This is a genomic window from Actinoplanes sp. ATCC 53533 (assembly GCF_003947245.1).
On sequence record NZ_QHHV01000112.1, the window covers coordinates 1 to 12,338 of the forward strand.

At 70.5% G+C, this 12,338-nt stretch carries 13 protein-coding genes; 3 read left to right on the plus strand and 10 right to left on the minus strand.

Translation table 11 applies throughout. The features are described from left to right. Positions 1 to 617: TetR/AcrR family transcriptional regulator (locus DMB66_RS32620; protein WP_148112783.1), on the plus strand; the 617-nt coding region annotated here is incomplete at its 5' end. 7 nt (positions 618 to 624) lie between these two features. Next, a complete protein-coding gene (locus DMB66_RS32625; RefSeq protein ID WP_199752751.1) occupies positions 625 to 1,125 on the plus strand; it encodes a pyridoxamine 5'-phosphate oxidase family protein in 501 nt (166 codons plus the stop codon). On the opposite strand, the gene DMB66_RS32630 is transcribed toward DMB66_RS32625, so the two are convergent. Further along, the gene (locus DMB66_RS32630) at positions 1,122 to 2,027 is read right to left on the minus strand and encodes a LysR family transcriptional regulator (RefSeq protein ID WP_255441074.1); all 906 of its coding nucleotides are present in this window, start codon (positions 2,025 to 2,027) and stop codon (positions 1,122 to 1,124) included. The genes DMB66_RS32625 and DMB66_RS32630 overlap by 4 nt on opposite strands. A 256-nt stretch (positions 2,028 to 2,283) precedes the next feature. Continuing rightward, positions 2,284 to 2,466, minus strand: coding sequence for a hypothetical protein (locus DMB66_RS32635; protein WP_125807968.1), 183 nt, complete (start codon positions 2,464 to 2,466; stop codon positions 2,284 to 2,286). Between the two features lie 453 nt (positions 2,467 to 2,919). Here DMB66_RS32635 and DMB66_RS32640 point away from each other — a divergent pair, with 453 nt between their 5' ends. Continuing rightward, positions 2,920 to 4,686 (plus strand): ricin-type beta-trefoil lectin domain protein, encoded by a 1,767-nt coding sequence (locus DMB66_RS32640; RefSeq protein ID WP_158647453.1) that lies wholly within the window; start codon positions 2,920 to 2,922, stop codon positions 4,684 to 4,686. A gap of 224 nt (positions 4,687 to 4,910) precedes the next feature. On the opposite strand, the gene DMB66_RS62850 is transcribed toward DMB66_RS32640, so the two are convergent. The 8 genes from DMB66_RS62850 to DMB66_RS32685 form a co-directional block, all read right to left on the minus strand. Next, positions 4,911 to 5,657 carry a hypothetical protein gene (locus DMB66_RS62850; RefSeq protein ID WP_199752752.1) on the minus strand — a complete coding sequence of 249 codons (747 nt, stop codon included), beginning with the start codon at positions 5,655 to 5,657 and terminating at the stop codon, positions 4,911 to 4,913. A gap of 165 nt (positions 5,658 to 5,822) precedes the next feature. After that, complete coding sequence (locus DMB66_RS32650; protein ID WP_125807970.1) at positions 5,823 to 6,578, minus strand: hypothetical protein; 756 nt, start codon at positions 6,576 to 6,578, stop codon at positions 5,823 to 5,825. A 29-nt stretch (positions 6,579 to 6,607) separates the two neighbouring features. Further along, positions 6,608 to 6,982, minus strand: a complete 375-nt coding sequence (locus tag DMB66_RS32655) for a hypothetical protein (RefSeq protein WP_125807971.1) — start codon at positions 6,980 to 6,982, stop codon at positions 6,608 to 6,610. A gap of 157 nt (positions 6,983 to 7,139) precedes the next feature. Next, positions 7,140 to 8,048 carry a hypothetical protein gene (locus DMB66_RS32660; RefSeq protein WP_125807972.1) on the minus strand — a complete coding sequence of 303 codons (909 nt, stop codon included), beginning with the start codon at positions 8,046 to 8,048 and terminating at the stop codon, positions 7,140 to 7,142. Beyond that, entirely contained in the window at positions 8,045 to 8,770 is a 726-nt protein-coding gene (locus DMB66_RS32665) for a hypothetical protein (RefSeq protein ID WP_125807973.1), read from the minus strand. The genes DMB66_RS32660 and DMB66_RS32665 overlap by 4 nt, the downstream gene beginning before the upstream one ends. Then, positions 8,767 to 9,420, minus strand: a complete 654-nt coding sequence (locus DMB66_RS32670) for a hypothetical protein (RefSeq protein WP_125807974.1) — start codon at positions 9,418 to 9,420, stop codon at positions 8,767 to 8,769. Before DMB66_RS32670 ends, DMB66_RS32665 begins: the two co-directional genes overlap by 4 nt. Positions 9,421 to 9,848: 428 nt before the next feature. After that, complete coding sequence (locus DMB66_RS32680; protein WP_125807975.1) at positions 9,849 to 10,784, minus strand: SAM-dependent methyltransferase; 936 nt, start codon at positions 10,782 to 10,784, stop codon at positions 9,849 to 9,851. After that, the gene (locus DMB66_RS32685; protein ID WP_125807976.1) at positions 10,784 to 12,148 is read right to left on the minus strand and encodes a hypothetical protein; all 1,365 of its coding nucleotides are present in this window, start codon (positions 12,146 to 12,148) and stop codon (positions 10,784 to 10,786) included. The genes DMB66_RS32680 and DMB66_RS32685 overlap by 1 nt, the downstream gene beginning before the upstream one ends. Positions 12,149 to 12,338 lie beyond the last annotated feature (190 nt).

Consider the following 12,338-nt stretch of genomic DNA (forward strand, 5'->3'; position numbering starts at 1 on the left):
GTCTGCTGGCCGCCGCGGAGCGGCTGTTCGCCGAGCACGGCGTCGGTGCAGTTTCGCTGCGAGCGGTGATGCAGCAGGCCGGCACGAATGTCGCCGCGGTCCACTACCACTTCGGTTCCAAGCAGGCCCTGCTCGCCGCCGTGGTGCGCAGCCGGATCGACCAGGTGACCGCCGAGCGAGACACGATCGTCAAGGGCCTCGCCGACGCCGACGTGATCGGATTCCACGACCTGGCCGGCGCGCTGGTGCGGCCGGTCGTCGTCGTGCTGGAATCGGGGGGCGAGCACTGGCTGCGGCTGCTCGGCGGTCTGCTCCGCAGCGGGCCCGGCGGCCTCGCGGAGATCTCCACGACGTTCCTCGACCGCAACGCCGAGTTCGTTCGCCTGCTCGGCCGGCTGACACCCGGCACGGCACCGCGGACGCTCGGGTTCCGCCTGACTCAGGCCATGAGCATCACCCTCGACGTGCTCGGCGACGTGGAGCGCACCCGCGCCCTGATGTCCGCCGACAACGACAAGTGGTCACGGCAGGACATCGTCGACGATCTTCTCGACGTCGTGACCGCGATCCTTGCCGGCCCGCCGGCGTCCGGGAGCACCCCCACCACGGCGAAATGAGCAGAGAGTGGGCATCAACCAGCGATCCCAGGTCGCCATGACCTCCGACGAAGCGACCGCCTTCCTGACCGGCCAGCGCACTGCCACGCTGGTCACCCTCGGCCCGACCGGCCATCCCCACGCGGTCGCGATGTGGTTCGCCTGCTTCGACGGCACCATCTGGTTCGAAACCAAGGCCAAGGCGCAGAAGGCGCGCAACCTCCGCCGCGACCCGAGGGCCACCGTGCTCGTCGAGGACGGCCTCACCTACGACGCCCTACGCGGCGTCTCGCTCGAAGGCCACGCCACCATCGTCGATGACCCGGCGGCGCTGTGGCAGGTCGGCGTGAACATCTGGGAGCGCTATCACGGCCCGTACAACGACGAGGTCCGCCCGCTGGTGGAGTTCATGCTGCACAAGCGCGTCGCCGTACGCCTCGACGTGGAACGCACCCGGTCCTGGGATCACCGGAAACTGGGCCTCGGTCCGCTGCCGCTCGGCGGCACGACCGCACCGTCCACGCTCTAGAAAAGTCTGCTTCCGGCCGTGGACGCGAGTTCGGCCGTCAAGGTCTGAGCGCAACGAATGATCGCGGAACGCGGGCCGTCCGCGTCGCGGCGCCGCAGGCAGTTCACGGTGCGGGTGGACGGCGCGGGGAGTGCGGCTTGCACCGTCGCCGGATATCGCCGGACAACGCTCGCCGGCAGGAACGCCACGCCGTGTGCGAGGGCGACGAGTTCGGCGAGCATGTCCAGCCCGTCGAACTCCCACCGCGTCCGTGGGCTCAGGCCGCGGCGTGCCAGCCAGCCGTCCGCGAACTCCCGGGAGTAGTTCCCCTCAGTCGCGCACAGCAGCGGCACGTGGGGAAGGCACTCACTCAGCATCGACAGCCAGTCATCGCCGGCGCCGGCGACGACATCACGGTGGGCGGCGAGCACGATCGGCTCGGCGAAGCAGGACTCGGAACTCAGCCGGGCGTCCACGACGGCCGGCCTCGTTCCCCAGTCGTCGACCACGGCGATGCCGACGACGCCTTCGATCAGACTGCGTTCCGCACGCGGGGCGGAAGACTGCACCAGGGCGATGTCCAGGAGAGGTTCCTCCCGGCGCAGGCGGGCCAGGGCGGCGGCGACCGCCGGCGCGACCGACGGGATCGCCGCGACAACCACCCGTCCGCTGATCCTGCCCACCGCGGCGGCCGCCCGTGCCCGCGCGCTGTCCAGCATCTGCAGCACATCGCCTGCGGCGCTGAGGAACTCCGTGCCCGCCGCGTTGACGATCGCGCTCCGCGGCCCCCGATCGACCAGGGTGACACCCGTGTCGCGCTCCAGACCCGCCAGTTGCTGTGACACCGCGGATGCCGTGTATCCCAGCGCCGTCGCCGCGCCCGCGATCGTGCCGTACCGGCGCAAAGCCTGAAGAGCGACCAGCCCACGAAGGGCTCACCCATGATGCCGACATCCCGCTCATCGCCGCATGCACCGAACTGCCGATCGCGCTCGACGCGGTCACCCCCGCCCCGGTGCCACACATCTCCAGCATCGACGCGCTCGTGGAACACACCATCACCCCCATGGCAATCCACGGAGAGCAAGACAGAGTGCACAGACGCCAACCGGTCGGCGCGCTGTTCTCCCAGGGTGGGAGGTTCTGATGGGTCTACCCAGACAATCCGCGCCTGGTCGATCAGGCGCGGAGGCCGTCGTTGAGCGCCGCGGCACTTTCCCACGGCGAGGTATACGACGCGGACGGCGTGCCGGCGCGGGCCAGGTCGTCGGCCTGCCCGGGTGCTGCCCAGCCGACCCCGGCCGTCGACACGATCACGCTGAACACGACGGTCCGGAGGAGCGTCTTCACTAAGAGTCTCACGGGCATCCTCCAAGGCCTAGCCCGAAATCGTTTTCAAGATCAGCCTCTCATCATTGATCGAATCGGTTCGATGTGTCAACAGCCGTGGCCGGTTGTCAGTTCACGGCATCTGAGTCCAACTCCCCGCGCACAGCCAGGCGGATCTGGCGGTTCCTGCTTGTGCCTAGGGTCGTCGGCATTGACCGGCAGCCCGTGGCGTCTCTACCCTGTAGCCGAATCGGTTCGATCGAGGAATGCCGATGGTTTCGGCGTATGTTTCGGCCTTCCCCGAGGCAAGCCATCAGCCTGAAGGCCGTCTCATGCGGCCGGAACCCTCGGCCGATCCCGCCTCCCGGCGGGCGGCCTGACTGGTCCGCCAACTTGGAGGTTGGGATGAAAGAACTGAGCATCAAGGCGCCTGAGCGCAGACCTGGACGCCGGTGGTCGGCATCGTTGTCGGCTGTCGCGGTTGGCGTGTCGCTGGTCGTCATGGCGCCCGCCACGCCTGCGTTGGCGGCGCAGGACACCGTGTCGGTGAACTTCGCCAGCACCTCGGGTGCGCCGACCTACCGGGCGTCGGGCATCATCTACGGCCTGACCGAGGACGGTTCCGGGCCGCCGGACCGCTTCATCACCGACATCAAGCTGCGGTTCGTCCGGGCCGGCGGGGCCCAACTTGACATCCCGGGCGGCTGGGTAGCAGGCCGCTACGACCGCAGGTGGCGGTCCACCCTGGCGCAGTACCGGCGGACCGTCGCGCTGGGCGGCACGTTCGTCATCCTGCCGCACGACCTGTGGGGAGCCGACGGCACGACCAGTCCCACGTTCCCCGGCGACAACGGTGACTGGTCCAATTTCGACCGGTTCCTCGAACGGCTGATCGCCGACGCGCAGGCCAGCGGGATGAACCCGCAGTGGGACATCTGGAACGAGCCGGACTGGGGATCGTTCTGGGGCCGCAGCCAGGACCAGTACCTGCAGATGTGGCGCCGGGCCTTCCAGCGCATCCGGGCCGCGTTCCCGAACGCGGTCATCGTGGGGCCGAGCACGGCGTACCAGCCGGCCCCGGACAACGGCTGGTGGGCGCGGTTCCTAGACTTCGCCAAGGCCAACAACGTGGTCCCGGACGTCATCAGCTGGCACTCGCTCAACACCGGCGTCGACCCAGCCATCAACAAGACCTACGCCGACCAACTGTTGTCATCGCGTGGTCTGGCACTGCGGCAGTACCAGATCAACGAGTACGGCACCCCCGAGGAACAGACCCCCGGCCGCTCCGCCTGGTACATCGCCCGGATGGAACGTGCCGGCATCGACGGGCTACGCGCCAACTGGGGCTCCCAGCAGGGCCTGCACGACAACCTCGCCTCGCTGTTGGTCCGCAACGGATCCGGTTACCAGCCGCGTGGCGACTGGTTTGCCTACCAGTCCTACGCCGCCATGACCGGCACCACCGTGGCCGTCACCCGGGGCAACCTCATCGACGGGTACGCCACCAAGGACAACGGCCGGGCCGCGGTGCTGCTCGGCAACCACGGTGTCACCGGGGACATCACCGTCAACCTCAACCGGCTCGACACCACCGGCCTGGTGGCCGGCGGCGCGATCCGGGCAGTGCTCGAGCGCGTCCCGCAGGGTAACGGCGGTGCATCGTCCGGCCGGGTTGTGGTGTCGGACCGGAGCATCGCGGTGAGCAACAACGCCGCCAGCCTCACCGTGCCGTGGAGCAACGCCGACGACGCCTATGCCCTGACCCTCTACCCGGCGACCGGCGGACCCGACCCCAACCCGCCCGGCCCGCGGACCTTCACCTCGACCGCCGTGAACCAGAACGGCGGCAACTGCATGGACGTGCCGGCTGGCGGGACGGAGGACGGCGTCAAGCTGATCCAGTGGACGTGTAACGGCGGCGGCAACCAGTCCTTCGCCTTCATCCCCGTCGCCGGGACCAGCGGCCAATACACGATCGGCACGGCCGCCGGTAAGTGCGTGGACGTCTCCGAGATCTCGACCGCCGACAACGCCGCCATCCACCAATGGACCTGCCACGGCGGCGACAACCAGAAGTGGCAGCTCACCCCGGTGAGCATCGCCGGGACCGACAAGACCTTCACCCTCATGGCGGTGCACTCCGGAAAGTGCATCGTGCCGGCGGGCGGTTCATCGGCGTCCAACACCGGACTCGTCCAGTTGCCCTGCACCTCGGCCAGGTCCATGGTGTGGCGGCTGCCGAACTACTGAGTACTGACCCGTAGTGGGCGCCGGGCCAATCGCGGGCCCGGCGCCCAAGTCGCCGCTAGCACTGCCGGGACGTGGTGGTGCGTTTCGCGCCGCTCGTCCATCGTCCGGCGAGCGGCCGCCATCGGCGAACGGAGAGCGAAACTCGTCGGCCTGCATGCCGACTTTTGCGCGATTGCCGACCTTGACGATGCGTACCTCGCCGAGACGTCCTGCCAGAACAGCGTTCAGGCGGCCAGCGCCTTGGCGACGGTTTCACGGACGGCTGGAGCGATCTCAGCCGCCCAACTGCCGAGAGTGGTCAGGTCCTGCGTGGCGCCGCCGGGTTCGATGAACATGAAGCCGGACGCGTCGTGCTCCAGCACAGCCCCGGTCAACTCCTCGATCCACTGCGCCACCGACCCGCCGATCCAACGGCCGTGGTTCGCGGCCCGCCAGTCGCGTTGCGGGAAATGCGGGCCGCTAGCGGTGGAATTCAGGTCGCCGCCGCCGATGAACGGGAGCGGGTCTCTGCCGTAGCGGTCGAGCAGCTTCGCCTCGTCCAGGCGTGCGACGGCGCTGCGGGCGTTGAAGTGGGCAACCCACGCGCCGAACTCAGCGCCGGTCGTGTTGGCCCGGAACCGTCCGACATTGCTTTGGTCGGCGAAGACGTCGGGGTCGTGTGGGTCGTCACCGGGCCAGTTCAGGTTCGTCACCAGGTCGGTGTTGTAGAAGATCGCGGGTGGGATGGGGCCTTGCTGGCTGGTGCCGAGCAGCCCGGCGTAGGGGGCGCCGAGAACCTCGGTGAGGGCTCTCTCGGCCAAGCGTAACCCTTGGTGCTGGTGTCGGCGGTAGTGCTTGGCCTCGCAGAACAGGATGACCGCGGGCGGGGTGTCAAGGCCGGTGAAGGTCTGTTTCAGGGGTTGCATGTCGAACGTGCCGTCGTGGTAGCCGCCAGCCTCGTGGTTGATGGTCGCGATGACCAGGTTCGGCATCAGCGGGTCCTTTCGTGAGTCGTGGATGAGCAGCGCCGGCGCGGGGTCGGCTCGGGCGGGCTGGCGGGGGTGTGGCTCGGTCAGTCACCGCTACGGGGGCGACCGGTTGGGCGGGACGCCGGGTGTCGTGCGACTCGACATCAGCGCTGCGTTTCTGTGGTTGCGTCACCGCGATTCCCGCGGGCAGTCGTGGACTCGGGCGGCGAGATAGCCACGATCAGGGTTGATGAGGTCGGGCTGCAGGAGCCCGCCCGGCAGCGGCGCCAGCGGGACCGCGTGGTCAGACGCCCTTGAGCCGTGCGGCCGCGACCCGCACGCGGAACATCCGACGCGCAAGGCGGTGAACCCTGCCACGAGCGCCTCGGTCACGGCATGGTCGCGGCCCAGCGCGTCCGACGACCATTCGCAGATGTGGGTGAGCAGGTGCAGACCGTGGTCGCGGTCGATGTCCCGGCAGACGGCGACCGCGAGCCCGGCTCTGGCGTAGACGGTTGGCAGAGCGTCGCCGGCCCAGTCGCCGGCGGCCGTCAGCTGGTGCAGGTACTCGTTGTAGGCGTCCACGGCCGGCCCGCCGGTGTACAGCGTGATGTCAGCGGCGACCCCCTGTGCGCACAGCCTGCGCCGATCGTCGACTGGGTGCAGCGTTTCCGCGGCGTGCACCGCATGCCCGGCCGTCTCCAGCGCCGCAGCGGCATCCCGGTAGCGTAGGAACGCCTCTGCGAGCAGGATCATCAGGTCGACGCCATGGGCGGCCATGGTTGACCCGCGGGCACCCAGCAGGTTTTGCAGCAGCCGCGCGGCCGAGACTGGCATCGTCGACACCGCGGCCCGCAGCGCGGGAAGGTCCCTGGCGTACCGATCGTCGGCGTTGCGGTCGGCGGCGGGGTTGTCGCGGTGGCAGGTGTCGGGACGTCCGGACACTGTAGCGGCAGGCCGGTGGTGTCGACCCGTCATGACGGCCACCCGACCGGCGGGCCTGGCAGCCAACGGCGGCGGACCTCCATCAGGGCGCCCGGCAACCCGCGCGGACATCCGGCCGGTGTGGCTCGGTCGGCCGGCCACGAGTCAGCTGCGAGCCGGCGGATGTTGGCAGCCCGCGTAAGCCAGCGGCGGCGCCTGATCGGAGGCACGTTGGGGGTCAGGTCCGGCAGCCGCCGGGTCTCCTCGTGGCTGGCCCCGGACGGCCCCGCTGGCGGTGGGAACGCGCCCGCGCTGTGCTCCGGCAGCGCGGTCGGGTACGGCGTGATGTGCTCCGGTGGGTTCGTGGCCTGTTCGCCCCGGTCGTGGCGGAGCTTGAGGTCTGCTGCTGTCTCGGCGCGCGTCATCGCAGCACCTCCGCTCGGCAGGACACGGTTACGGTGGCACAGCGGTGGCGGGCGAGGACCCGGCTCGCGGCGGTGGAGGAGGCGCAGACAGCGGTCAGGTGCACGGTGCGCAAACGCCGGTCGACCGCGAACCCGGTCGTCGAGGGTTCATGCGTGGTCATCGGCTGCCCGCCGTGGCCGGGTCGACGATCCTGGCAAGGCCGGCCGGGCCTGTGTGCCGTGGCTGATGGCGTGAGCCGGTAGCGGCAGCAAGATCGGTCCACAGCAGTCGGCGGGGGTCGGTGGTGTCGAACAGCGGCGCCCAGCCTGGTGTGTCGTCGTAGACGACCGGACGCCATTCGGTGACACCGGCAGGGCGCAGGTCGTCCTCGTCGATGCCGGCTTCCAACAGCTGGCGGGCCCAGTCCTGAGCGGTGTTGGCAGCCCATTCGTCGAGGTGACCGTGGTGGTCGAGGTCGACAAGCCGGGCGATGTCGCCGACGGTGGTGACCGCGGCCAACACCCAACAGTCCAGGCTGTAGCTGTAGTGCAAGAAGTAGTCCAGCCAGGTAGGGCGTATCCAGCCGGGAACGTACAGCGGCCGACGGACGGTCGGGGCCGCCGGTATTCCTGGCCGCAGGGTGGCCCGCTTGTCGACGACTCCCGCTATGGGAGGCGGCTCGGGCTGCGGGTACAGGGCGGTGTAGCGGCGCGGCCCTACCACGACGGGGTGCTGCGGCCGCTCGGGCCAGCCTCGGACGTAGTCGCTGACAGTGAGGTCATCGGGCGCCTTGTACCGGGCCGCGGCGCTGAGTTCGACAAGGCGCAGGTCGCCCGGGACCGGTGTGCCGTCCCCGAAATGGGTGTCGCCTTCGACGACAGTCGCGGCGCGATGGTCGCCGTGGTCGGTGATGAACCGCCACAGCGCCGCATTCGTCTCCTGATGCTGCCAGGCGGGCCGGCCGGCAACGGTGATGACCTCGGTGCCGCCGGTGGTGGCTTCCTGACGGTCGCCGAGGACCACGACGATTCGGCACGGTATGCAGACGATCAGCACCCGGCCTGGCAGGACGGGGTCGGGGCTCACCGTTTCGTCTCCTTCGGCTGCAGGGCCGGCACTGCAAGCCAGAAGGGATGAAGAGTCGGGCCGTCGTCCGGCAGGGTGATCTCCTCACCGCAGGGCTGGTATCCCAGCTGGTGCAGCAGATCCCGGACCAGGCCGGGGGTGAGCACGAAACGGGACGTGCCCGGCCGTGTCGTTGTGCTGGCCAGCAGAGTGCCGGCGATGCCCTGCCATTCGCGGCCGGGGACCACGGCCAGCGCCAGTAGACATTCGTGCGGCTCGGGCGGATGGCCGTGCGCGTGCCGGTCGGCGAGCTCCGTCAGCCGCGCGCTGCCGGGGTCGTCGAGCGTGAAGGCGGGAGCTGCCGGGTCGGTCTCGTCCCGCGCGGGGCAGGTCCTCCATAGCGCCGCACCGACCGGCGTGCGGCCTTGGTAGGCGAGCACCACGGAGCCGTTGCCAGCTGTGTCGTCGATCAGCCGGGCGAACACCGTGCGAAGGCCGTTGCCGCGTTCGCCGACGGTCGGAAATAGCCAGCGTGCCAGCGGTGTGCGGATGAACGCTCGGACGAGTATCGGCACGGCGCTGTGAGCCGTTGCGCCGTGGGCGGTGCGAAGGTGCATCCGGAACGCGTTGCTCTGTGGTGCGTCGGTCATGGACGGGTCGTGATTCCTGTCGTGAGCCGGGTCTTCTCGGGCCGGCTCGGCGTTGACAGCGGTCAGCGTGTCGGGCTCGGTCGGCGCGGTCATGAGGCGTCGTCCTGGCGGTGGTGGTCGAGATAGATCCGGTAGGTCAGGACCGGCGGGACCGGGCCGTTGAGCAGGCCCGGGTTGCGCAGGGCGAGCTGTTCGTAGGCGAGGACCGCACCGCTGTGCGGGTCGAGGATGAGCAGGTCCCTGATGGTGCCGCGGTCGCTGTCGGCGCTGACCGCGACGCCGGGCCGGCCTTGGCGGTCGACGGCGGTGCCCCGCCAGATCAGGTGCCGGTCGGCGAGGATCTTGACGATGGCGGCGCGCTGGTCCCGGGACGGGAGGTGCCAGGTGTAGATCTCGGCCGCGGCCCGAATACCGGACTGGCCGCCCTTCGACCGCGGATACACGGTGTTGATCGTGGTGGCCAGGGTGCCGGGGTCGGTGTCTAACGGTCCGGCAAGTGGGGTCGGTAGTTGGCCGGGTGGGTAGGTGTTGCTGCTGGTGGCCGGCGGGGCGGCCGGGTCCTCGCGGCGGATGCTGACGACCCGCGCGGAGCCGTCGTCGCCGGCCCATCGGCGGTCGTCCGACACGGTGATCTGGTTGGTGGCCTGCCCGTCCGGGCCGATAGTGCCGTCGGCGGTCCACCCGCGGACATGGACGTAGTCGTACCGGCCGCAGCGGGCCGGGTCGGCCGGGCCTGAGGTCACCCGTCGCAGGATGTCCCGCAGGTGCGGTCGAGCGGGCGCCGCGCCGCCGGGGTATTGCACGCGGGTGGTGCCGGTGGACGGTCGTGCCGGCGGGGTCCCGGCTGGGGCGATGTCCGGGCGGGGACAAACGAGCGAGGACGGCGGCGCGGAGACGGGCGTGGACAGTGTTCCGGTTGCTGGTATGGCGTCGGTAGCCGCGCAGCCGGGTACGCCGAGTATCAACACGACGGCGGCAGCGGCGCTGGGCTTCGCCCACCGCGCGGGTGGTGGAGCGGGTGCGCCGGCGGGGAGGCTTGGGCCGGTGGTAGGGGCACTGATCGGCGTGGCTGCCGGGTGCTCGGGTTGGCCTTGAGTCCGATGGTGGCTGCTCGGACGGGCGGGGCTCGGGGCGGTCAAGGGGGGGTGTCCTTTTTCTGTTGGGTGGTCACTCAGGGACGGATGTCGGAGGTGGCGTAGTGCTCAGCCGGAACGGAGGCCGCATCGTTGGTGGCCTGCGGTGGTGAGCAGGCGGCGGCGAGTACCGCCCAGCCAGGTGCGGCCCGCAGCGCTTCCAGCTCGGGCGGGTCTTGGTCGTCGCCAGGGTTGGGGTCCGCGCTGGCGGGATGCCAACGGCCGACAGGTGTGATCCCAGGCGGGTGCGGGATCCACCAGGGACCGAGCAGGTCCGGTGCGGTGCTGATGGCCCGCAGCGTCCAGTGCGCACCGGTGGCGCGCTGGTAGTGCGCGGCGGCGGCGCGCAGCGGTGGGCTGATCAGCGGTGGACTACTCGGATGCGAAACCACCAGCACCGAGCCGGCCACCACGTAGTCGCGCAGCACCGCGAGCAGGCGCCCGGCGGCGGGATCGTCGAGGTGGTGCAGGACTGCGGTGAGCAGGACCGCGACCGGCTCGCCCAGGTCGACGACGTCGAGGCGGACGATGTCCGCCATGACCTGATCAGGGTCGCGGAGATCGCCAAGCACGGCGGCGACGTGCAGCCCGGTGGCCGGTGGTGGCCGGTGCTGCAGGTGGGTGATGACGATCGGGTCGTTGTCGACGCAGACCAGCCGGCCGCCACCGAGAGCCGGGTCGGTGGCGAGCAGGTCGTAGGCGGACGCGGCGTTGGGCAGCCCGCACCCCAGGTCGATCCACTGCCGGAACCCGGCGTCGGCCAGCGCGATCATCGCCTGGCGACGAAAGTGCCAGTGCGCGACCGCCCACCAGTACACCCGCGGGTCAGCGGCCTCCAGACGGCTGGCGACCTCGCGATCGGCACTGATGTTGTCGTCCCCGCGGGTGAGCGCGTCGAAGACCCGGGCGTCGGCCGGCCCGGGTTCGGTGCCGGCCGGGTCGACCTGTCCCGCGTTGATGCCCGTGCGGCTCATCAGCGGCTGTCCTCGAGGACCGGACGGACCTGCTGCGGGTCCGCGTCGGTCCCGGACCGGCCGAGACAAGCACAGTGTGGACTGCTCTTAGCGGACACGCGGTTGCCTGCGTGCACGCGAGGACGGGCGATGATCAGCCGTGACTGCCCGGTGTCGGCGGCGGCGTGCACGATCCGCGCCACCTCGGCCACACCACGGTGGAACTTCCTGGCCAGGGTCGATGTTCGCAGGGCAACGCTGCCGGTGCGCACGGCGATGCGCTCGCGGGCGCTGAGCCGTGTTGCGGCATGGCCGAGGTAGTCGTCGTCGACCAGCTCGACGAGCGGGTGGCCGGCCACGGCGGCACGAAGCTCTGCGAAGAACAGGCGGCGTTCGTTGACCGTGTCCGTGCTGGATGCGGCTATGGTGCACACCCTGCGGTGCCCAGCATTGCCACGATGGTCGGTGATGCCGCGGTGGAAGCCGAGCAGCAGCTCGGGCACTGCGGCTCGTGGTGCCGGCAGGGCGGGCAGCCGGCGGAGCATGCGCCTGGCCTGGCGGGGATGCCCGCACACGATCGGCAGGTGCAGCATTGCCAGCACGAGGGCCACGTCCCCACGAGCGGCGCCGGTGGTGTCGTGCCACTGCCTGATGCTGTGGTCGAGCTGGTGCTGGGCCGTCGCGCAGCGGCCCATCTGGTGCAGGACCTGCGCCGCCGAGATCCGGACACGTAGCGCCTCACCGCACATACCGAAGGCGTCGTAGTCGTCGCCGGCTTCCCGGTAGAACGCCGCCAGCTGGGCAGCCTGCCCGCCGGCGCGCAGGATGACGACCAGCCGCCGGGCGGCGTCCACGCTCATCGGGTGGCCCGGTCCGTGTCGGCGGGTGGCGTGCCGGTAGTAGCGCCAGGCCCACGCCCGGGTGGCCGGGTCGAAACCCCGCGGGTCACACCGCACGGCGGTACGTGTGGCACGCACGACCGTCGGCGGGTCCGCGGGCGTATCGCCGGCACACAGCGGTTCCAGCTGCTGGTGAATCAGGGCGCGGGCGCGGACAAATTGGTGGTAGCGCATCAGGCCTTGGACACCGTTGATGACGTCGTGCGGGTCCGGGCTCTCGCGGGACGGCTGCGCGGTGCCGGATGCTCTGCTGGTCTGCGCAGCGCAGCGGGGGGAGAGGTTGGGCAGATCGGCGTGACGCTCGGGCACCGGATCGTCAACGGTGGTGGGCGGTGCCGTGCCGGCAGGGAGGGCTGCCCGCCCGCGAGCAGGGGCCCGGTCGGCGACGCCGGCGACGGCCTCGACAGCCACCGTGATCACGATGATGGTCAGGATCAGGTCGTCCCTCGGGGTGGCAAGCAGCGAAGCGCAGACGCAGACCGTCACGGTCGCTGCGATCGCTGTGACAAGCAGGCCCGGCACCCGCACCGTGGCCCTCTCGAGGTGAGCACCGATCCGTAGCGGGCGTGCTCGGGGGACGTCGATGTCGTTCCGCCGGCGTTGTCCTGCCGGTGTGGCCCAGATGCGGTGGGACGGGGCCGAGCCGCGGGCCGGTATAGCTGCGGGCTCGGCGCGC